The 19846-nt window shown below is 55.8% G+C and carries 23 protein-coding genes; 19 read left to right on the top strand and 4 right to left on the bottom strand.

The window, feature by feature from the left end:
- Positions 1–11: 11 nt before the first annotated feature.
- From mutL to LQ945_RS15140, 13 genes are all read left to right on the top strand, one after another.
- Entirely contained in the window at positions 12–1886 is a 1875-nt protein-coding gene (gene mutL / locus LQ945_RS15080) for a DNA mismatch repair endonuclease MutL (RefSeq protein WP_270101112.1), read from the top strand.
- A complete protein-coding gene (gene miaA / locus LQ945_RS15085; RefSeq protein WP_044553936.1) occupies positions 1879–2820 on the top strand; it encodes a tRNA (adenosine(37)-N6)-dimethylallyltransferase MiaA in 942 nt (313 codons plus the stop codon). The genes mutL and miaA overlap by 8 nt, the downstream gene beginning before the upstream one ends.
- Before the next feature lie 114 nt (positions 2821–2934).
- On the top strand, positions 2935–3243 hold the full coding sequence (gene hfq, locus LQ945_RS15090) for an RNA chaperone Hfq (protein ID WP_012004894.1): 309 nt from the start codon (positions 2935–2937) through the stop codon (positions 3241–3243).
- A 95-nt stretch (positions 3244–3338) separates the two neighbouring features.
- Positions 3339–4619, top strand: a complete 1281-nt coding sequence (hflX, locus tag LQ945_RS15095) for a ribosome rescue GTPase HflX (protein ID WP_020824906.1) — start codon at positions 3339–3341, stop codon at positions 4617–4619.
- A 68-nt stretch (positions 4620–4687) separates the two neighbouring features.
- Positions 4688–5947 (top strand): FtsH protease activity modulator HflK, encoded by a 1260-nt coding sequence (gene hflK / locus LQ945_RS15100; protein ID WP_262241322.1) that lies wholly within the window; start codon positions 4688–4690, stop codon positions 5945–5947.
- A gap of 3 nt (positions 5948–5950) precedes the next feature.
- Positions 5951–6958 carry a protease modulator HflC gene (gene hflC, locus LQ945_RS15105; protein WP_020824908.1) on the top strand — a complete coding sequence of 336 codons (1008 nt, stop codon included), beginning with the start codon at positions 5951–5953 and terminating at the stop codon, positions 6956–6958.
- Between the two features lie 63 nt (positions 6959–7021).
- Positions 7022–7222, top strand: a complete 201-nt coding sequence (locus LQ945_RS15110) for a DUF2065 domain-containing protein (protein WP_020824909.1) — start codon at positions 7022–7024, stop codon at positions 7220–7222.
- Between the two features lie 97 nt (positions 7223–7319).
- The gene (locus LQ945_RS15115; protein ID WP_044554257.1) at positions 7320–8618 is read left to right on the top strand and encodes an adenylosuccinate synthase; all 1299 of its coding nucleotides are present in this window, start codon (positions 7320–7322) and stop codon (positions 8616–8618) included.
- 233 nt (positions 8619–8851) lie between these two features.
- Positions 8852–9277: a nitric oxide-sensing transcriptional repressor NsrR gene (gene nsrR, locus LQ945_RS15120; protein WP_020824911.1), complete on the top strand. Its 426-nt coding sequence runs from the start codon at positions 8852–8854 to the stop codon at positions 9275–9277.
- A 59-nt stretch (positions 9278–9336) separates the two neighbouring features.
- Entirely contained in the window at positions 9337–11823 is a 2487-nt protein-coding gene (rnr, locus tag LQ945_RS15125) for a ribonuclease R (protein ID WP_270101116.1), read from the top strand.
- A 59-nt stretch (positions 11824–11882) separates the two neighbouring features.
- A complete protein-coding gene (rlmB, locus tag LQ945_RS15130; protein ID WP_012004902.1) occupies positions 11883–12614 on the top strand; it encodes a 23S rRNA (guanosine(2251)-2'-O)-methyltransferase RlmB in 732 nt (243 codons plus the stop codon).
- 127 nt (positions 12615–12741) lie between these two features.
- Complete coding sequence (locus LQ945_RS15135; protein WP_270101117.1) at positions 12742–14373, top strand: isovaleryl-CoA dehydrogenase; 1632 nt, start codon at positions 12742–12744, stop codon at positions 14371–14373.
- Between the two features lie 87 nt (positions 14374–14460).
- Entirely contained in the window at positions 14461–14859 is a 399-nt protein-coding gene (locus tag LQ945_RS15140) for a DUF350 domain-containing protein (protein ID WP_020824915.1), read from the top strand.
- On the opposite strand, the gene LQ945_RS15145 is transcribed toward LQ945_RS15140, so the two are convergent.
- Positions 14856–15131, bottom strand: a complete 276-nt coding sequence (locus LQ945_RS15145; RefSeq protein WP_044553940.1) for a DUF1471 domain-containing protein — start codon at positions 15129–15131, stop codon at positions 14856–14858. The two genes, LQ945_RS15140 and LQ945_RS15145, sit on opposite strands and share 4 nt — an antisense overlap.
- A gap of 122 nt (positions 15132–15253) precedes the next feature.
- The gene (gene bsmA / locus LQ945_RS15150; RefSeq protein WP_269935733.1) at positions 15254–15562 is read right to left on the bottom strand and encodes a biofilm peroxide resistance protein BsmA; all 309 of its coding nucleotides are present in this window, start codon (positions 15560–15562) and stop codon (positions 15254–15256) included.
- A gap of 125 nt (positions 15563–15687) precedes the next feature.
- On the opposite strand from bsmA, the gene yjfP reads away from it, so the two are divergent.
- On the top strand, positions 15688–16440 hold the full coding sequence (yjfP, locus tag LQ945_RS15155; protein WP_269935734.1) for an esterase: 753 nt from the start codon (positions 15688–15690) through the stop codon (positions 16438–16440).
- A gap of 94 nt (positions 16441–16534) precedes the next feature.
- Here the strand turns inward: yjfP and LQ945_RS15160 are convergent, their stop codons facing one another.
- A complete protein-coding gene (locus LQ945_RS15160) occupies positions 16535–16801 on the bottom strand; it encodes a DUF1471 domain-containing protein (RefSeq protein WP_044553943.1) in 267 nt (88 codons plus the stop codon).
- Positions 16802–17258: 457 nt separating this feature from the next.
- On the opposite strand from LQ945_RS15160, the gene rpsF reads away from it, so the two are divergent.
- The 5 genes from rpsF (at position 17259) to LQ945_RS15185 (ending at position 19173) form a co-directional block, all read left to right on the top strand.
- Entirely contained in the window at positions 17259–17657 is a 399-nt protein-coding gene (rpsF, locus tag LQ945_RS15165) for a 30S ribosomal protein S6 (protein WP_006317459.1), read from the top strand.
- 6 nt (positions 17658–17663) lie between these two features.
- Complete coding sequence (priB, locus tag LQ945_RS15170) at positions 17664–17981, top strand: primosomal replication protein N (RefSeq protein ID WP_044553944.1); 318 nt, start codon at positions 17664–17666, stop codon at positions 17979–17981.
- A 4-nt stretch (positions 17982–17985) separates the two neighbouring features.
- Positions 17986–18213 carry a 30S ribosomal protein S18 gene (gene rpsR / locus LQ945_RS15175; protein WP_002210155.1) on the top strand — a complete coding sequence of 76 codons (228 nt, stop codon included), beginning with the start codon at positions 17986–17988 and terminating at the stop codon, positions 18211–18213.
- A 39-nt stretch (positions 18214–18252) separates the two neighbouring features.
- Positions 18253–18705, top strand: coding sequence for a 50S ribosomal protein L9 (rplI, locus tag LQ945_RS15180; protein WP_044553945.1), 453 nt, complete (start codon positions 18253–18255; stop codon positions 18703–18705).
- Positions 18706–18813: 108 nt separating this feature from the next.
- Positions 18814–19173 (top strand): DUF488 domain-containing protein, encoded by a 360-nt coding sequence (locus tag LQ945_RS15185; RefSeq protein ID WP_269935735.1) that lies wholly within the window; start codon positions 18814–18816, stop codon positions 19171–19173.
- Here the strand turns inward: LQ945_RS15185 and LQ945_RS15190 are convergent.
- The gene (locus LQ945_RS15190; RefSeq protein ID WP_269935736.1) at positions 19170–19838 is read right to left on the bottom strand and encodes an OapA family protein; all 669 of its coding nucleotides are present in this window, start codon (positions 19836–19838) and stop codon (positions 19170–19172) included. The genes LQ945_RS15185 and LQ945_RS15190 overlap by 4 nt on opposite strands.
- Between the last annotated feature and the right edge of the window lie 8 nt (positions 19839–19846).

The following is a 19846-nucleotide window of genomic DNA, read 5'->3' on the forward strand; positions in this document are numbered from 1 at the left end:
GAGGAATCAGTATGCCCATCCAGGTGTTACCGCCCCAGCTTGCCAACCAGATTGCCGCCGGTGAAGTGGTCGAACGGCCCGCGTCAGTGGTAAAGGAACTGGTGGAAAACAGTCTGGATGCCGGTGCGACACGCATTGATATTGATATCGAACGCGGCGGTGCCAAGCTGATTCGCATCCGCGATAACGGCTGTGGCATCGATAAAGACGATCTGGCTTTGGCATTGGCCCGTCATGCCACCAGTAAAATCAGCACGCTCGACGATCTGGAAGCCATAGTCAGCCTCGGCTTCCGCGGCGAGGCGCTGGCCAGCATCAGCTCGGTTTCCCGTTTGACGCTCACCTCGCGCACCGCGGAACAGAATGAAGCCTGGCAGGCCTATGCCGAAGGCCGCGATCAGGCGGTGACGGTCAAACCGGCGGCGCATCCGATAGGCAGCACGCTGGAAGTGCTGGATCTGTTTTACAACACCCCGGCGCGGCGCAAATTCATGCGCACCGAGAAAACCGAATTCGGCCATATCGATGAAGTGGTGCGGCGCATTGCGCTGGCGCGTTTCGATGTGGCGATCAACCTCAGCCACAACGGCAAACTGATCCGCCAATATCGCGCAGCGAAAGACGAGAGCCAATATGAGCGCCGCCTGGGCAGCATTTGCGGCCCGTCTTTTTTGCAGCATGCGCTGAACATTTCCTGGCAGCACGGCGATCTGACCATTCGCGGCTGGGTGGCTGATCCTGCCGGGGCGCGTCAATTGGGTGAGATGCAGTATTGCTACGTCAATAGCCGCATGATGCGCGATCGTCTGATCAACCATGCCATCCGCCAGGCCTATCAGGATCAACTGAAAGACGATCAGCAGCCCGCGTACGTACTGTATCTCGAGGTCGATCCGCATCAGGTAGACGTGAATGTGCATCCGGCCAAGCACGAGGTGCGCTTCCATCAGGCGCGGCTGGTGCATGATTTTATTTATCAGGCGGTAACCACCGTGCTGCAGCAGGTCGGCAACGCGCCGCTGCTGTTGGACGATGAGCCGGAGCAACCGTCGGCGCCAACCTGGCAGCCGGAAAATCGCGTCGCTGCCGGCGGCAACCATTTTTCGCAGCCGGCGCCGCGTCGTGAATCTCAGCCTAGTGAGGCTGGCGTTGCGCGTGAGCGCGCACCTCAACCGGCCTACCAGGCAGGCAACGGCTACCAAAAGCGTGAGGGCGAGCTTTACGGCAAACTGATGCAGGCCGCTCCGGTGGTGGAGCCAGCGCCAGAAACGCCGAAACAACCGCTGTTCCCACCGGTAAAGGCTGAGCGTGATATGCCGCTGGACGGCAGCCAGCACAGCTTTGGCCGGGTGCTGATGATCCACCCACCGTGCTTCGCGCTGATTGAGCGTCGCCAGCAATTGATGTTGCTCAACCTGCCGGTGGCCGAACGCTGGTTACGCCAGGCGCAGCTTAACCCGGCTGAAGAAGGCCTGCGGCCGCAGCCGCTGCTGATCCCCATCAAACTGACGCTGAATAAGCAAGAGGCGGCTGCTTGCGTGCGTCATCAGCCGTTACTGGTCAAAATGGGATTGGATTTGCAGACGGATCATGGGCGTGTGACGCTGCGCGCAGTACCTTTACCATTACGCCAACAAAATTTACAAAAACTGATACCCGAACTGTTAGGCTATCTGGCCGAGCATCAGGAGATGTCGCCCCCGGTGTTAGCCACCTGGTTTGCCCGCCACTTGGGCAGCGAACATGAGCAGTGGAACACCTCGCAAGCGATACAATTGCTGACCGACGTTGAACGACTTTGCCCGCAGCTGGTCAAATCACCACCGAGCGGACTTTTACAACCTGTTGATTTACAGGCTGCACTGGCAGCCCTTACGCATGATTGAAACTGAAATGACACCACGTCCCCCGGCTATTTTTATTATGGGGCCGACCGCCTCGGGCAAGACCGCGTTGGCGATCGCGCTGCGTGAACGCCTGCCTGTGGAACTGATCAGCGTGGATTCCGCGCTGATTTATCGCGGCATGGATATCGGCACGGCTAAACCGAGCGCTGAAGAATTGGCGCAGGCGCCGCACCGATTGATTGATATTCGCGATCCTGCCGAAGCTTACTCAGCCGCGGATTTTCGCGCCGACGCACTGAAAGAGATGGCCGCCATTACCGCCGCCGGGCGTATCCCGCTGCTGGTGGGAGGCACCATGCTTTACTTCAAGGCGCTGTTGGAAGGTTTATCGCCGCTGCCGCCTGCCGATCCGGCGGTGCGAGAGCGTATCGAACAGCAGGCGGCGGAGCAGGGTTGGGACGTTTTACACCGTCAGTTACAAGAGATTGACCCGGTTGCGGCACTGAGAATTCATCCTAATGATCCGCAGAGACTGTCCAGAGCACTGGAAGTTTTTTTTATTTCGGGTAAAACTTTAACGGAACTGACTAAAATTTCGGGTGAATCGTTGCCGTATCATGTTCACCAATTTGCGATAGCGCCGACCAGCCGTGAGTTGATCCATCAACGCATAGCGCTGCGGTACCATCAAATGTTGGCGGCAGGTTTTGAGACGGAAGCGCGTGCACTTTTTGCACGGGGTGATTTGCATACGGATTTGCCTTCCATTCGCTGTGTCGGTTATCGCCAGATGTGGTCATATTTATCTGGCGAAATTAGTTACGATGAGATGGTTTATCGTGGTATTTGCGCAACGCGTCAGTTGGCCAAGCGCCAAATGACCTGGTTACGAGGCTGGAACTCGGTACATTGGCTGGACAGCGAGAAGCCGGGAGAGGCTTTGGACTCGGTAATACAGGTTGTTAGTGCATAGGTCGAGTGATTGTGTACAATTGATGAGTATTCAGCGCGCAAATTTTTTAGGTCGTTTATTTTAGAGCCGACAGGTTCTTAGTTAAAAACAACAAGCAAATAAGGAAAAGATAGAATGGCTAAGGGGCAATCTTTGCAAGATCCGTTCCTGAACGCATTGCGTCGTGAACGTGTTCCGGTTTCTATTTATTTGGTGAATGGTATTAAGCTGCAAGGCCAGATTGAGTCTTTTGACCAGTTTGTCATCCTGTTGAAAAACACGGTGAGCCAGATGGTTTATAAGCACGCTATCTCTACCGTTGTCCCGTCACGCCCGGTTTCGCACCATAGCAATACCCCGAGCGGCGGCACCAGTAACTATCACCATGGTAACAATCCGTCTGCGCCGCAACAGCCGCAGCAGGAAAGCGATGACGCTGAATAAAGCGCGTTGCGAGTCAACCATGAAGGGGAGCATAAGCAGCCGTGGGCTGTTTATGTCCCCCAAACTCACGGGTTCCCGTTTGAGAGGTTGCACGCTTGTTTGACCGTTATGAAGCCGGTGAGCAGGCCGTCCTGGTTCATATCTATTTCTCGCAAGACAAAGACACAGAAGATCTCAGTGAGTTCGAATCCCTGGTGTCCTCTGCGGGTGTCGAAGCTTTGCAAGTGGTGACTGGTAGCCGCAAAGCCCCGCATCCCAAATACTTTGTCGGTGAAGGAAAGGCCGAAGAAATTGCAGACGCGGTAAAAGCCAGTGGCGCATCTGTTGTCCTGTTTGATCACTCCCTTTCCGCAGCGCAGGAGAGAAATCTTGAACGCCTGTGCGAATGCCGGGTGATCGATCGCACCGGGTTGATTCTAGACATCTTTGCCCAGCGTGCCCGTACCCATGAAGGTAAGCTGCAGGTAGAGCTGGCGCAGTTGCGTCACATCGCCACGCGTTTGGTTCGTGGCTGGACTCACCTTGAGCGTCAAAAGGGGGGGATTGGCCTGCGCGGGCCAGGGGAAACCCAGTTAGAGACCGACCGTCGTCTGTTGCGCGATCGCATTAGCTTGATTCTACGCCGCCTGGAGCGGGTAGCTAAGCAGCGTGAACAGGGCCGACGTGCGCGTACCCGTGCTGAAGTGCCGACCGTTTCGCTGGTAGGGTATACCAACGCCGGTAAATCCACCCTGTTTAACCGAATTACGTCCGCCGATGTGTACGCGGCAGACCAGCTATTTGCCACTTTGGATCCTACCCTGCGGCGCATTGACGTGGCCGACGTGGGCGATACCGTGTTGGCGGATACCGTAGGCTTTATCCGGCACCTGCCGCACGATCTGGTGGCCGCCTTCAAGGCGACGCTGCAAGAAACGCGTCAGGCATCTTTGCTGTTACATGTAATCGACGCCGCGGATACCCGCGTCGATGAAAACATTGAAGCGGTCAATACCGTGTTGGCAGAGATTGAATCGGATGAGATCCCTACACTTTTAGTGATGAACAAAATAGATATGCTGGATGATTTTGTCCCGCGTATCGACCGCAACGATGAAAACTTACCGATCCGGGTGTGGCTGTCCGCCGCCAGCGGTGAAGGTATCCCGTTGCTGTATCAGGCGTTGACGGAGCGCTTATCGGGGGAAATTGCGCATTATGAGCTGCGCTTACCGCCAGAGGCAGGCCGTCTTCGTAGCCGTTTTTACCAGCTTCAGGCAATTGAAAAAGAGTGGAACGAAGAAGACGGCAGCATTGGCGTGGTGGTACGTATGCCTATCGTCGAATGGCGTCGCCTCTGCAAACAGGAACAGGAACTGATTAACTTTATAGTATGATCATATCCTGTTACATTTGAGCTTCGCGTAAGCCTGAAGTACCCAATCACAGAATATGGAGCTAAAACATGGCGTGGAATCAGCCCGGTAATAACGGACAGGACCGCGACCCGTGGGGGAGCAGCAATAACAATGGCGGCAACTCTGGCGGTAATAACAAAGGCGGTCGTGATCAAGGACCACCTGATTTGGACGATATCTTCCGCAAGCTGAGCAAGAAATTGAGCGGTTTGGGCGGGGGCAAAGGCTCCAACAGCAATAACAGCGGCGGCACCGGTACTTCTGGCCCGGGCCTCAGCGGTCGCATTATCGGCATTGCCGCGGTAGCGGTAGTGGTGATTTGGGCTGCCAGCGGCTTCTACACCATCAAGGAAGCCGAACGCGGCGTTGTCACCCGTTTTGGCAAGTTCAGCCACCTGGTACAGCCAGGTCTGAACTGGAAGCCGACCTTTATCGATGAAGTACGTCCGGTCAACGTGGAGTCGGTTCGTGAACTGGCGGCCTCTGGCGTGATGCTGACCTCCGATGAGAACGTCGTGCGCGTAGAAATGAACGTGCAGTACCGCGTGACCAATCCGGAAGCCTATCTGTTCAGCGTGACCAATGCCGACGACAGCCTGAGCCAGGCTACCGACAGTGCCCTGCGTGGCGTTATCGGCAAGTACACCATGGACAAGATCCTGACCGAAGGCCGTACCATCGTGCGTAGCGATACCCAACGCGTACTGGAAGAAACTATTCGTCCGTACAACATGGGCATCACGCTGCTGGACGTCAACTTCCAGGCCGCTCGTCCGCCGGAAGAGGTGAAAGCCGCATTTGACGATGCGATTGCCGCACGTGAGAACGAGCAGCAGTACATCCGTGAAGCAGAAGCTTACGCCAACGAAGTTCAGCCACGTGCGAACGGCCAGGCACAACGTCTGCTGGAAGATGCCAAAGCGTATAAAGACCGTACCGTCCTGGAAGCTCAGGGTGAGGTTGCACGCTTTGCCAAGCTGTTGCCGGAATACAAGTCAGCACCGCAAATTACCCGTGAGCGTCTGTATATCGAAACCATGGAAAAAGTCTTGAGCCACACCCGTAAGGTGTTGGTGAACGACAAAGGCAACAATCTGATGGTGTTGCCGCTGGAACAAATGCTGCGTGGCCAAACCGGCGCGGCGGCTGACGGCAATAAAGACACCAGCCTGATTCGTCTCAACCCCGCTCCGTCTGCCAACAGCGGCGCCAGCTCCAGCAGCCAGCGCACCAGCAGCGGCTCGGTCATGGACCAGCGCCGGGCGAATGCGCAGCGTGACGACACCACTCGCGTAGGGAGAGAGTAATCAATGCGTAAGTCTTTTGTAGTAATCGTCCTCGCGGTGCTGGTGGCGTTATACGCTTCTCTGTTCGTGGTTCAGGAAGGTCAGCGCGGCATCGTGCTGCGTTTTGGCAAGGTACTGCGTGACAGCGACAACAAGCCGCTGGTGTATGCGCCAGGCCTGCACTTCAAGATCCCGTTTATTGAATCCGTGAAAACGCTGGATGCGCGTATCCAGACCATGGACAACCAGGCCGATCGCTTCGTGACCAGCGAGAAGAAAGACCTGATCGTGGACTCTTATCTGAAATGGCGTATCAGCGATTTCAGCCGTTACTATCTGGCAACCGGTGGCGGTGATGTTTCACAGGCCGAAGTGCTGCTGAAACGTAAGTTCAGTGACCGTCTGCGTTCCGAGATTGGTCGTCTGGATGTGAAAGACATCGTCACCGACTCGCGCGGTAAGCTGATGTCCGACGTGCGTGATGCATTGAACACCGGTACCGTAGGGGACGATCAAGAAGTCACCACCACTGAAGCCGATGACGCTATCGCCTCTGCAGCGGCGCGTGTTGAGAAGGAAACCACCGGCAACTTGCCGAAGGTTAACCCGAACAGCATGGCGGCGTTGGGTATTGAAGTGATCGACGTGCGTATCAAGCAGATCAACCTGCCGGCGGAAGTGTCTGATGCGATCTATCAGCGTATGCGCGCCGAGCGTGAAGCAGTTGCCCGTCGTCACCGTTCACAGGGTCAGGAAGAAGCCGAGAAGCTGCGTGCGACTGCAGACTACGAAGTGACTCGTACCCTGGCGGAAGCCGAACGTACTGCACGTATCACTCGTGGTGATGGCGATGCCGAAGCGGCCAAACTGTTTGCCAACGCATTCAGCCAGGATCCGGACTTCTACGCCTTTATCCGTAGCCTGCGAGCTTACGAAACCAGCTTCAGCAGCAATAACCAGGACGTGATGGTTCTGAGCCCGGACAGCGACTTCTTCCGCTACATGAAGTCGCCTGACTCCACGCGCAAGTAATCACGGCAGGTAATTGATCGAGGGCCCGTTTAAACGCGGGCCCTTTCTTTTTGGGAGTTTCTGATGAATTCAACAATCTGGCTGGCGTTAGGGCTGGTTTTGGTGCTGGAAGGCCTGGGGCCGATGCTGTTTCCGCAGGCCTGGCGTAAAATGATACTGGCGATGACCCAGTTGCCTGACTCTACGTTACGGCGATTTGGCGGCGGAATAGTGGTTGCTGGCTGTGTGATCTACTACATGTTGCGTAGTCGCACGGGGGTTTAAAGGTTAGCCTAAAAGATACGCAACTCAGCGCTAAAAGTGCTGAAACTCACGAATTACGGTGGTAGAATCCATTTTTAAGCAACCGGTGATTTTTAAAATGGGTAAGAACGTCGTCGTACTGGGCACTCAATGGGGTGACGAAGGTAAGGGCAAGGTCGTAGACCTGCTGACCGAACGGGCTCAATATGTAGTGCGCTATCAAGGTGGTCACAACGCTGGCCATACTCTGGTAATTAACGGTGAAAAAACCGTCCTTCATTTGATTCCTTCAGGCATCCTGCGTGAAAACGTGACCAGCATCATCGGCAACGGTGTAGTTCTGGCGCCAGACGCTTTGATGAAAGAAATGGGTGAACTCGAAGCGCGCGGCATCCCGGTACGCGAACGTCTGTTACTGTCCGAAGCCTGCCCACTGATCCTGCCTTACCACGTTGCGCTGGATAACGCGCGCGAGAAAGCACGTGGCGCGAAAGCTATCGGTACCACCGGTCGCGGCATCGGCCCGGCTTACGAAGATAAAGTGGCTCGTCGCGGTCTGCGCGTCAGCGATCTGTTCAACAAAGAAACCTTCGCCGTCAAGCTGAAGGAAATTGTTGATTATCATAACTTCCAGTTGGTTAACTACTACAAAGTCGAAGCCGTTGATTACCAGGCGACTCTGGATTACGTGCTGTCTATCGCTGATATCCTGACTGCCATGGTTGTTGACGTCTCTGAACTGCTGGACGGCGCGCGCAAGCGTGGCGACCTGATCATGTTCGAAGGCGCACAGGGCACCCTGCTGGATATCGACCACGGTACCTATCCGTACGTAACCTCTTCCAACACCACTGCCGGCGGCGTTGCTACCGGTTCCGGTATTGGTCCGCGTTACGTGGATTACGTGCTGGGCATCGTGAAAGCCTACTCCACCCGCGTGGGTGCAGGTCCATTCCCAACCGAACTGTTCGACGAAACCGGCGAATACCTGTGCAAACAGGGTAACGAGTTCGGTGCTACCACTGGCCGTCGTCGTCGTACCGGTTGGTTGGATGCCGTAGCGGTTCGTCGTTCGGTACAGATCAACTCCCTGTCCGGTTTCTGCCTGACCAAGCTGGACGTGCTGGATGGCCTGAAAGAAGTGAAAATCTGCGTGGGCTACCGCATGCCAGATGGCCGCGAAATGACCACCACGCCGCTGGCGGCTGAAGGTTGGGAAGGTATCGAGCCAATCTACGAAAGCATGCCTGGCTGGAGCGACACCACTTTTGGCGTGAAAGAACACAGCAAACTGCCACAGGCAGCGCTGGACTACATCAAGCGCATTGAAGAACTGACCGGCGTACCGGTAGACATTATCTCTACTGGCCCGGACCGTAGCGAAACCATGATCCTGCGCGACCCGTTCGACGCATAATCTGGCTTTACTGCAATAAAACAAACCGGGCGTGTCCCGGTTTGTTTTTATCCTGATTTTCCCCGATTGCGGTTTCACGTCCCAAAATCCTTTCTTTAACCTGTCCCAGAGCCAGACATACGCTAAATAATTAGCGGCGAACTCTCTGGCTGGTTTATTATCCAATAAGTAATCTTTTGAATAGTGCCGAAAATCGGCGTATCAGACGGGTAAAATGATACCCAGAGGTAGATGTGCAGTTAACAAGTTTTACTGATTATGGCCTGCGGGCGTTGATCTACATGGCCTCGCTGCCACCGGACAAAATGACCAGCATCTCGGAAGTCACCGAGGTCTACGGCGTGTCCAGAAACCATATGGTAAAGATCATCAATCAGTTAAGCCGGGTTGGTTTTGTCACCGCGGTGCGCGGTAAGAACGGGGGTATCCGTTTAGGCAAACCAGCCGAAACCATTCGCCTTGGCGACGTGGTCAGGGCGTTAGAGCCGCTCTCACTGGTTAATTGCAGCAGTACGTTTTGCCACATAACCCCTGCCTGCCGCCTGAAGCAGGTGCTCCAACAGGGCGTACAGAATTTCCTTGAAGAGCTGGACAACCACACGCTGGCCGATATGGTCGAAGACAATCCATCGCTCTACAAGCTATTGCTTGTCGAATAAAGCGTCGCTGAGAAGACAAGGCTCAGCGGCACCCTGCTGATGACAACGGAGGAACCGCAATGTCACAAGATCCATTCCTGGAACGAGAAGCAGAAAAATATGAATCCCCCATTCCGAGCCGTGAATTTATTTTGGCCCATTTGGCGAAAAGAGAAACGCCGGCCAGCCGCGAAGAGCTGGCCAAAGAGCTGAATTTAACCGGCGAAGAACCCCTGGAAGCGTTGCGCCGTCGCCTGCGTGCGATGGAACGTGACGGCCAATTAATCTTTACCCGCCGCCAGTGCTACGCGCTGCCGGAACGCCTGGATCTGCTGCGCGGCACCGTGATCGGCCACCGCGATGGCTTTGGCTTCCTGCGTATCGAAGGCAGCAAAGACGACCTGTATCTGTCAGCTGAACAGATGAAAATGGCGATCCACGGTGACGTGGTGCTGGCACAGGCGATGGCTGCAGACCGCAAGGGCCGCCGTGAAGCGCGTATCGTCCGTGTGCTGGTGCCGAAAACCAGTCAAATCGTCGGCCGCTTCTTTATGGATGCCGGTACCGGCTTCGTGGTGCCGGATGACAGCCGCCTGAGCTTTGATATCCTGATCCCGGCCGACGCCGTCAGCGGTGCGCGCATGGGCTTTATGGTGGTGGTTGAACTGACCCAGCGCCCAACCCGCCGTACCAAAGCGGTTGGTAAGATTGTCGAGATCCTCGGCGATAAAATGGGGACCAGCATGGCGGTAGATATCGCGTTGCGCACCCATGAAATCCCGCATGTTTGGCCGCCGCAGGTGGAAAAACAGGTTGCCGACCTCAGTGAACAGGTACCGGAATCCGCCAAAAAAGGTCGCGTCGATCTGCGTAAACTGCCTTTGGTGACGATTGATGGCGAAGATGCCCGCGATTTCGATGACGCAGTCTACTGCGAGAAAAAACGCGGTGGCGGCTGGCGCCTGTGGGTTGCCATTGCCGACGTCAGCTATTACGTGCGTCCGCGCACTGCGCTGGATGACGAAGCCCGTAACCGCGGGACTTCGGTGTACTTCCCATCGCAGGTTATTCCGATGCTGCCGGAAGTGCTGTCTAACGGCCTGTGTTCGCTTAACCCGCAGGTAGACCGGTTGTGTATGGTGTGTGAGATGACCATCTCCGCCCAGGGTCGCCTGTCGACGGCCAAATTCTATGAGGCGGTCATGAGTTCCCATGCCCGCTTAACGTATAACAAGGTCTGGCACATTCTGCAGGGCGATCAGGAGCTGCGTGAGCATTATCACCCGCTGGTCAAACACCTGGAAGAACTGCATGCAATGTATAAGGTGTTGGATCAGGCACGTGCGGAACGTGGCGGTATCGCTTTCGAAACCGAAGAAGCCAAGTTTATCTTCAACGCCGAACGCCGTATTGAGCGCGTTGAACCTACGGTACGTAACGACGCTCACAAGCTGATCGAAGAGTGCATGATTATGGCGAACGTCGCCGCTGCACGCTTTGTCGAGAAAAATAACGAACCGGCGCTGTTCCGCGTGCACGACCGTCCAAGCGACGATCACATCAGTGCACTGCGCAGCGTGCTGGGCGAGCTGGGCCTGACGCTGGGCGGTGGCAACAAGCCACAGCCGAAGAACTACGCGACCCTGATGGATGAAGTGTCCGAACGTCCGGACCATGAAATGCTGCAAACCATGCTGTTGCGGTCGATGAAGCAGGCAATCTACGATCCGGAAAACCGCGGTCACTTTGGCCTGGCGCTGGCTTCTTACGGTCATTTCACTTCACCGATCCGCCGTTACCCGGATCTGGCGATGCACCGTGCGATCAAGTACCAGCTGGCCAAAGAGCATGGCGAACCGAAAGAGCGCTGGACGCCAACCGGCGGGTGGCACAGCGAATTCGAAGAAATGCTGCAGCTGGGCGAGCACTGTTCGATGGCTGAACGTCGCGCCGATGAAGCGACGCGCAACGTTGCCGACTGGCTGAAATGCGACTTCATGCAGGATCACGTCGGTGAAGTGTTCAGCGGTATCATTGCCAGCGTGACCGGCTTTGGTTTCTTCGTGCGCCTCAACGATCTGTTTATCGACGGTCTGGTGCACGTATCATCGCTGGATAATGATTATTATCGCTACGATAATATCGGCCAGCGTCTGATTGGCGAATCCTCTGGCGTGGTTTATCGCCTGGGCGATACGGTGGAGATCCGTGTGGAAGCGGTGCATATGGATGAGCGTAAAATTGACTTCGCTCTGGTCTCCAGCACCCGCAAACCACGCGGTGAAGGTAAAACTGAACGCGATCGCGCGAAGAATGGCGGCCAACGCACCTTGCGTGGCGGGGCTGGAGCAGGACGCACTTCCGCTCCTCGCAAACGTCGCGGTGGCAAACCGCCGGCCAATTTTGAGCCTGACAGCGTTTTCCGTAAGGATGAAGCCAAGCCCGCTGACAAGGTGAAGAAAGACAAAAAGGCGAAAGCCAAGAAAGTGTCCGACAAAACCCGGAAAATAGCGGCGGCGACCAAGGCCAAGCGCGCCGGCAAGAAGAAAGGTGCTGAGCAGGCTTAATCTGCCACACGTCATTATCACCGGCAGGCGTTTGCCTGCCGCACAGTAAAAAGAGCATCATGAGCGAAATTATTTACGGCATTCATGCCGTCAAAGCCCTGTTAGACAACGATCCACAACGCTTCCTGGAAGTGTTTATCCTCAAAGGGCGCGACGATCGCCGGCTGCAGCCGTTGATTGCCGAACTGGAGGCGACCGGCATTGTTATTCAGGTGGCGAACCGCCAGTGGTTGGATGAGAAGGTAGAGGGCGCGGTGCATCAGGGGATCATTGCCCGGGTGCGCGAAGGGCGGCAGTATCAGGAAAATGACCTGCCGGCGTTGCTGGAAAGCGTGGATACCCCGTTCCTGCTGGTGCTGGACGGCGTGACCGACCCGCATAACCTCGGCGCCTGCTTGCGCAGCGCCGACGCAGCCGGTGTGCACGCGGTGATCGTCCCGCGCGATCGTTCTGCCCAGTTGAACGCAACGGCCAAGAAAGTGGCCTGCGGCGCGGCGGAGAATGTGCCGTTGATTCGCGTCACCAACCTGGCGCGCACCCTGCGTTTGCTGCAGGAGATGAACGTCTGGGTCGTGGGCACTGCCGGCGAAGCCGACCACACACTGTTTCAGAGCAAAATGACCGGCCCGATGGCGCTGGTGATGGGGGCGGAAGGCGAAGGCATGCGTCGTCTGACTCGCGAGCACTGTGACGAGCTGATCAGCATTCCGATGGCCGGCACGGTTTCTTCACTGAACGTTTCGGTGGCGACCGGTATCTGCCTGTTTGAAGCGGTGCGTCAACGCAGTTGATTTATCCGTAAGGGCGCAGTCCTGGCGCCCTTATTCCTTTTCAATGCCTACCCTGTGATCTCGCCTGCGGCAGAAATCCCCCTGACGACCATAATTACTCCTGACGCTTTTCTCAGGGAGCAAGCTCATGGTCTGGAATACACACACCGTTTTTAATCAGCCGAAGCCGCTGGGCAACAGCAATCTGTTCCTGTCCGATACGCCACTGCATGAAGCCATTCAGCGCGAGCAGGCGGGGTGGGATGCAGAGGTACTGGCCTCGCTGGGCCAACAGTTGGGCACTCAGGAGTCGCTGGAACTGGGGCGACTGGCCAACGCCAACCCACCGGAGCTGCTGCGCTATGATGCCACCGGTCAGCGACTGGACGACGTCCGTTTTCATCCCGCCTGGCATATCCTGATGCAAGGGCTGATAGCCAACCGGGTGCATAACCTGCCGTGGCAGGAGGATGCCTGTATCGGCTCTTTCGTGGCACGGGCGGCGCGTTTTGTGTTACATGCCCAGGTGGAAGCCGGCACCCTGTGTCCGGTGACCATGACCTTTGGCGCTATTCCTTTGCTGCAGCGCTCGTTGCCTGCGGAGTTCCAATCCTGGCTAACGCCGCTACTGTCCGATCGTTACGACGCGCATTCATTGCCCGGCGGGCAAAAGCGCGGTTTGTTGATCGGCATGGGAATGACCGAAAAGCAGGGCGGTTCCGATGTGCTGAGCAATACCACCACCGCCAGCCCGCTGGGTGCACGCGGGCCAGGAGAAGCCTACCGTTTGGTCGGGCACAAGTGGTTTTTCTCGGTACCGCAGAGTGATGCGCACCTGGTGCTGGCGCAGACCGAAGGCGGGCTGTCCTGTTTCTTCCTGCCGCGGATTTTGCCTGACGGTACGCGCAATGCCATAAGGGTGGAACGGCTGAAGGATAAGTTGGGCAACAGGTCTAACGCCAGCAGCGAAGTAGAATTCCAGGATGCCGGCGCCTGGCTGGTGGGCGAGGAAGGGGATGGCGTACGGCATATCCTGAAAATGGGGGGCCTGACGCGTTTTGACTGCGCACTGGGTAGCCACGGGTTGATGAGGCGCGGGCTGTCGGTGGCGTTGTACCATGCCCTGCAGCGGCAGGCGTTTGGTAAAACGCTGATTGAACAGCCGATGATGCGACAGGTGCTGGCGCGGATGGCCCTGCGCCTGGAGGGGCAGACGGCGGCCTTGATGCGTCTGGCGCGTGCTTATGACAGCGCGGGCAGCACGCCCCTGGATCAGGCATTATGCCGTGTGATGACGCCTGCGGCGAAGTTTGAAGTTTGCCGGCAAGGCATTCCTTTTATTGGTGAAGCCATGGAGGCGCTGGGCGGTATCGGCTACTGCGAAGAAAGCGAGCTGCCCCGGTTGTACCGTGAAATGCCGGTAAACAGTATTTGGGAAGGCTCCGGCAATATTATGTGTCTGGACGTCATGCGTGCCTGGGGCAAGCTGCCGGCAGTACAGGAGGCGCTGGAGCTGGAACTCGGTGAGGTGAGAGGGCAGAATCGCCATTATGATCACCAATGGCGGCGGTTGCTTCAGCTGATGCGTAAACCTCAGGAAGAGCAAGGGCGTGCGGTTACCGGCGCCTTGTTTAATCTGTTCGCGGCGGCGCAGCTTCTGCGTTACAGTTCACCACCGTTGGCGGAAGCCTGGTGTCAAATGATGCTCGATGCCCGTGGTGAGCGGACATTGCCGGACAGGCTGTGCGAAACGCTGTTTACCCGCGCGATGGGCGGTTAGGGAAAACGGTGGCACCGCAGCCGAAAAAGCTTTTTAATTCAGCTCTTGGCCCGTAAGGGATACTGACCTCTGACCAGGAAACATGACATGGATATTCTCAGCGCGTTGGCGGCATTCGCCTCTTATTTTTTCAGTGGCTTTGCCATGGTTCTGGTGTTTTTGTTCGTTTATACCCGCATTACGCCGCATGATGAATGGGCGTTGATCAAGGCCGATAATCAGGCCGCCGCTTTCGGATTCGTCGGTGCCTGCCTGGGATATGTTATCCCGCTGGCGAGTGCGGCGATCAACTCCGTCAGCCTGCTGGACTATCTGTTATGGGGCGTGGTGGCGCTGGTGGTGCAACTGCTGCTGTTTGCGGCGGTGAAAATCTATATGCCGCGCATCAGCGACAAGATTGAGTCCAATCACGTGGCAGCCGGGATTTTCCTCGGCGGCGTGTCGATCAGTGGCGGTGTCCTGAATGCGGCCTGCATGACCTACTAAAGGTAAAGTATGGCCGAGGCGCGCCAGCCTGGCTGGTGCGCCTGTTCTTCCATTCGCAGGATACGGTAATAGCTTGCCCCATGCTCATCTGCCTTTTGGGCAATCAATTGTTCTACATCCTGAGGGGAGCCGGAGTGGGTGTTCAGGGTGATTTCCGCAATTTCGCTGAGCGGCGTAACGCGGTCAGCGGGGGCCAGTTCAGCGGACTGGGCGTTGGCGCTGAGTAACCCCATAGAAAGCAGGAGGGCGGTGAGTGCGGCGGAGCGTGTCATGGCGTTCCCCTTCGTCGGATCCTGGATTCACGTCCGCAGGCTGCGGCGCGCTGTTGGCCAGTGTGCTCTATCCAACTTCAGTCTGTGCAAAGCCAATGTAAATCTTATTAAAACTCCGACAGTTACCGATACAGGATCGCCTGCGAATACCACTGGCCGGGAACCACGGTTTCGCTGTTCATGATAATCATGTAATAGCGCGCACCGCTGGCGTTGGCTTTCTGTTGAATTTCCGCCTCCACATCCATCGGGCTGCCGCGAACCAGGGCGCTGGTGGTGCCTATTTTTTCCAGGCTACCGGTTTGTGCCCGGGTGATCTCCTGCGCCTGTCTGCTCGGTGGTGGGGGCGCTTTGGGTGTCGTGGTCATTATGCCACAGGCGCTAAGCAGCGTGACCAGCGTCAAGGGGAGCAGCAGGCGAGACATTTTCATAGACACCTCAAGAAAGCGGATAGCGTGATTTCAGTGTAACCCATTATAAATTGGAACAGATTGAGCTAATGCTTTTTAGCGAAGTTTGCCATTATGAAGGCAATGGCTATGCAGAGGGAAAATGAATGATTGAAATATATGACGAGCGTGCAGGAGATATTGCGGTCATCCATGCCGTGCCGCAGGGGCGGTATCATCAACCGCTGCCGACGGTATTTTTCTACCATGGTTATACCTCGTCGAAAGAAGTCTACGCCTACTTTGCCTACGCGTTAGCCAGGGTGGGATTTCGCGTGGTGCTGCCGGATGCCGATTTGCATGGTGAACGTTTTGACGGCGATGAACAAAAGCGGTTGTCCCGCTTTTGGGAGATCCTGCGCAGCAATATCGATGAGTTACCGGCGTTGAAGGCGGACTTTGAACGGCGGGGCTTGATTGCCGAAGGGCGCATCGGCGTCGCCGGCGCATCCATGGGCGGGATGACGACGCTGGGGGGCTTTGCTCGTTATCCATGGGTGAAAGCCGCGGCGAGCCTGATGGGAGCCGGCTATTACAGTGCTTTGGCACAAACGCTGTTTCCACCGCTGGATGATCAGGGCAAGCCTCTGACGGCGAGCGGTTTCGACGCGCGCATTGCTGCACTGGCGGATTATGGCCTGGAACACCAGTTGGAAAAAATTGCCAATCGCCCGTTGTTGCTGTGGCACGGCGAAGCAGATGATTTGGTGCCGGCGGCGGAAAGCCGACGTCTGGCGACCGAGCTGCGCCAGAGCGGCTGGGATCGGCAACTGACATTTTTAACTGAACCGGACGTCAAGCACCGCATCACGCCGTTGGCACTCAAGGCGACGGCCGAGTTCTTCGTGAAAACCTTATAAAAAAAGCCCCCTGCGGGCAGGGGGCTGACGACATTTTCACATTTTACTTTGCCGCTTTTGGGCGCGGCTTGCTTCCCTGGCACGGCATACAGGTTTAGCGATACAGTTCCGCGCTGACGTGGATAGTGCTGTTGTTTTCCGGTTCATGCAGCGCAATGATTCGATAGGCGGTAGCTCCGCGCTGATCGGCTATTTTGCTCACCTGGCTGCTGGCGTCATCCGGCGAGACCACGTTCTGGTTCAGCGTGATGAATCCGACGCTCTGGCGCTGGTCTGCCTGATGGGAAGTGATCTCGGTAGCGGCCATGACGTTGGCGGAAAACAGCAAAGCAATGGCGGTAGCGATGGTAATACGTTTCATAATTGCCTCTCTTAACTGTTTGCTTCAACGGCCTGACAGCCGGTGCCAGTGCAGCAAAAAGTTATTTGCATGTATTGAATAACTTCAAATCTTTTTCGTCGCGCTGTCTGCGGCGGATAACAACAATTTTAGACCTTGTTACAGGATTAAAAAGGGGGGCATTTTGATGGCGTCTTTCAAAAAAAATGAATGAAATTTGCACCTCAGTGATGATTTCATTGAAAGATTTTTTGAACTGATGGATCTCTGTACATAGGTTGTACAGACAGCAAATCGTGCTATTTCCTCATCCGGCTCGCATTACCGATAATAAATCCCCTTCGGTCCTTGAGTTTCCCTGCCTGCGCAAGTATGATTACGCGTCATTTTTTCAGCCGCACACACATACACGTTCCTTGCTTCCATGGGCCGCGGTTGACCCTGACAGGAGGCTGAATAATCCGTAAGGAGCAATTCGATGCGTCATTACGAAATCGTTTTTATGGTCCATCCTGACCAAAGCGAACAGGTTCCGGGCATGATCGAGCGTTACAGTGCTACCATCACTAACGCTGCTGGTCAGATTCACCGTCTGGAAGACTGGGGCCGCCGTCAACTGGCTTACCCGATCAACAAACTGCACAAAGCCCACTACGTTCTGCTGAACGTTGAAGCTCCGCAGGAAGCGATCGATGAGCTGGAAACTAACTTCCGCTTCAACGACGCCGTTATCCGTAGCATGGTTATGCGCGTTAAGCACGCGGTAACTGAAGCATCTCCGATGGTTAAAGCGAAAGACGAACGTCGTGGCGATCGCCGCGAAGACTTCGCTAACGAAACCGCAGATGATGCTGATGCTGGGGATTCTGAAGAGTAATTTACCGTGACGGCTAATCGGCTGACGTTGTCTGGCACTGTGTGCAAGACGCCGACGCGTAAAGTGAGCCCGTCAGGTATTCCACATTGCCAGTTCGTGCTTGAGCACCGTTCAGTGCAAGTGGAAGCCGGTTTTACCCGGCAAGCCTGGTGTCGTATGCCGGTGATTATCAGCGGCAAGGCCCATCAGGCCATTACTCAAAGTATAACGGTCGGTACGCTTCTCACCGTTTCAGGTTTCATTAGCAGCCATCAAGGGCGCAATGGACTGAATAAAATGGTGTTGCATGCCGAGCAGATTGAATTGATAGATTCTGGAGACTAGCCTAATGGCACGTTATTTCCGTCGTCGCAAGTTCTGCCGTTTCACAGCGGAAGGCGTTGTTGAGATCGATTACAAAGATATCGCAACGCTGAAAAACTACATCACTGAAAGTGGTAAAATTGTCCCGAGCCGTATTACCGGTACTCGTGCAAAATACCAGCGTCAGCTGGCTCGCTGCATCAAGCGTGCTCGCTACCTGTCCCTGCTGCCATACACTGATCGTCATCAGTAATCGGCCGCCGTCTATTAACGACTTTAAGAGGATAAGGTAATGCAAGTTATTCTGCTTGATAAAGTAGCAAACCTGGGCAGCCTGGGTGATCAAGTTAACGTTAAAGCGGGCTACGCCCGTAACTTCCTGGTACCACAGGGCAAAGCTGTTCCTGCTACCAAGAAAAACGTAGAGTTCTTCGAAGTACGCCGTGCAGAACTGGAAGCCAAACTGGCTGACATTCTGGCTGCTGCTGAAGCTCGCGCAACCAAGATCAACGAACTGGGTTCAGTCACCATCGCGTCTAAATCAGGCGACGAAGGTAAACTGTTCGGCTCTATCGGCACCCGCGACATCGCTGACGCAGTTACTGCGGCAGGCGTTGAAGTTGCCAAGAGCGAAGTTCGTCTGCCGAATGGCGTTCTGCGTACCACTGGTGAACACGAAGTTCAGTTCCAGGTACACAGCGACGTATTCGCACAGCTGAATGTAGTTGTGGTAGCAGAAGCTTAATCGCTCCTGCTCGCCAAGCAAAACGCCAGCCTCGTGCTGGCGTTTTGCTTTTCTGCGCCCGGCAAAAAGCGTTACCCTGTGATCACCTTGGGTGAGGAGCAGCGGCAAATGGCAGAGATTAACCTACAGCGTGTGTATGACTTTAGCGGCCCGGCGCCGGTGAACTGCTATCTGATTGATCGCTTGTGGCCGCGAGGCATCAGCAAGGAACGATTGCAGGGTGTACAGTGGTTAAAGCAGGTCGCGCCGGATAACGCGCTGCGGCAGTGGTTTCATCAACATCTTGACCGGTGGGACGAGTTTGAAAGCCACTACCGGTTGCAACTGGCTCAAAACGACGCCTGGCAGCCATTGGTGGCGTTACTAAGACAGGGGCAACCCTTGACCTTGCTCTACGGCAGTAAAGACACACAGCACAACCACGGCATCGTGCTGCGCGACTTTCTGTTGGGGCAGTTAGCGGATTAACGCTCGCGGCGATAGCTGCCGTCGGCCTGGCGGCGGAACAACACCTGACTGTTGTCAGCGGTGGTGACCGATAGCGCGGTGATCACGCCGTTGGCGTCACGTTCGAGACGAACTTCCTGGCCGGCTTTCATGTTGCTGAGCGGCTTATCGTTACCTTCCACCTGCGCCATGGCGAAAACTTCGTTCACCGGCAGGTTGTTGTCACGGAAAAGCTGCGCCAGCGTCTGACCCGGTTGGATCTGGTAGCGTTGCCAGTTGCCCGCCGGTTCCGGCTCTACAGCGTGCTGCTGCTGAGTGTCGTTTTGCAATTCGGCCTGCAAGGGAACACTGTTCTCCTGCTGGGTGACAGGGAAGGGCTGTTTTTCCGATGAATATGGCCACAGCAGTGCCAGCAGCAGGATGATGCCGAAAATCAGGGTCCAGCGGCGATGAAAATAAGGCAGTGGCTCCATCCAACCGAAGCCGTCCGGCAGGTGCCAGATCTTCAGCAGTAACGCTTTGATGTTTTGCCCCTTACCGTTTTCCGGTGGTTGTTCTGAATCCGGGTCTTCTACCGACGCTGGCGCGGAGCCGGGTTTCAGGCGCTGACTGAAGTTCAGCCAGGTACGCAACAACGGCTGGTAGATACGGGTGGTCTTCCTTCTCCTGGGCGAGATTCTGCCCATGGTAACCT

The organism is Serratia liquefaciens, from assembly GCF_027594825.1.
Lineage (GTDB): Bacteria > Pseudomonadota > Gammaproteobacteria > Enterobacterales > Enterobacteriaceae > Serratia > Serratia liquefaciens_A.

What these genes read in the sequence shown, in the direction of transcription:
- mutL (WP_270101112.1), top strand. Translation starts at nt 12, where the DNA reads ATGCCCATCCAGGTGTTACCGCCCCAGCTTGCCAACCAGATTGCCGCC.
- bsmA (WP_269935733.1), bottom strand. Translation starts at nt 15,562, where the DNA reads ATGAAAATGTCTCGCCTGCTGCTCCCCTTGACGCTGGTCACGCTGCTT.
- LQ945_RS15110 (WP_020824909.1), top strand. Translation starts at nt 7,022, where the DNA reads ATGAATTCAACAATCTGGCTGGCGTTAGGGCTGGTTTTGGTGCTGGAA.
- rlmB (WP_012004902.1), top strand. Translation starts at nt 11,883, where the DNA reads ATGAGCGAAATTATTTACGGCATTCATGCCGTCAAAGCCCTGTTAGAC.
- hflK (WP_262241322.1), top strand. Translation starts at nt 4,688, where the DNA reads ATGGCGTGGAATCAGCCCGGTAATAACGGACAGGACCGCGACCCGTGG.
- LQ945_RS15140 (WP_020824915.1), top strand. Translation starts at nt 14,461, where the DNA reads ATGGATATTCTCAGCGCGTTGGCGGCATTCGCCTCTTATTTTTTCAGT.
- hflC (WP_020824908.1), top strand. Translation starts at nt 5,951, where the DNA reads ATGCGTAAGTCTTTTGTAGTAATCGTCCTCGCGGTGCTGGTGGCGTTA.
- LQ945_RS15190 (WP_269935736.1), bottom strand. Translation starts at nt 19,838, where the DNA reads ATGGGCAGAATCTCGCCCAGGAGAAGGAAGACCACCCGTATCTACCAG.
- rplI (WP_044553945.1), top strand. Translation starts at nt 18,253, where the DNA reads ATGCAAGTTATTCTGCTTGATAAAGTAGCAAACCTGGGCAGCCTGGGT.
- yjfP (WP_269935734.1), top strand. Translation starts at nt 15,688, where the DNA reads ATGATTGAAATATATGACGAGCGTGCAGGAGATATTGCGGTCATCCAT.
- rpsR (WP_002210155.1), top strand. Translation starts at nt 17,986, where the DNA reads ATGGCACGTTATTTCCGTCGTCGCAAGTTCTGCCGTTTCACAGCGGAA.
- LQ945_RS15145 (WP_044553940.1), bottom strand. Translation starts at nt 15,131, where the DNA reads ATGACACGCTCCGCCGCACTCACCGCCCTCCTGCTTTCTATGGGGTTA.
- rpsF (WP_006317459.1), top strand. Translation starts at nt 17,259, where the DNA reads ATGCGTCATTACGAAATCGTTTTTATGGTCCATCCTGACCAAAGCGAA.
- LQ945_RS15185 (WP_269935735.1), top strand. Translation starts at nt 18,814, where the DNA reads ATGGCAGAGATTAACCTACAGCGTGTGTATGACTTTAGCGGCCCGGCG.
- LQ945_RS15160 (WP_044553943.1), bottom strand. Translation starts at nt 16,801, where the DNA reads ATGAAACGTATTACCATCGCTACCGCCATTGCTTTGCTGTTTTCCGCC.
- miaA (WP_044553936.1), top strand. Translation starts at nt 1,879, where the DNA reads ATGATTGAAACTGAAATGACACCACGTCCCCCGGCTATTTTTATTATG.
- hfq (WP_012004894.1), top strand. Translation starts at nt 2,935, where the DNA reads ATGGCTAAGGGGCAATCTTTGCAAGATCCGTTCCTGAACGCATTGCGT.
- rnr (WP_270101116.1), top strand. Translation starts at nt 9,337, where the DNA reads ATGTCACAAGATCCATTCCTGGAACGAGAAGCAGAAAAATATGAATCC.
- LQ945_RS15135 (WP_270101117.1), top strand. Translation starts at nt 12,742, where the DNA reads ATGGTCTGGAATACACACACCGTTTTTAATCAGCCGAAGCCGCTGGGC.
- LQ945_RS15115 (WP_044554257.1), top strand. Translation starts at nt 7,320, where the DNA reads ATGGGTAAGAACGTCGTCGTACTGGGCACTCAATGGGGTGACGAAGGT.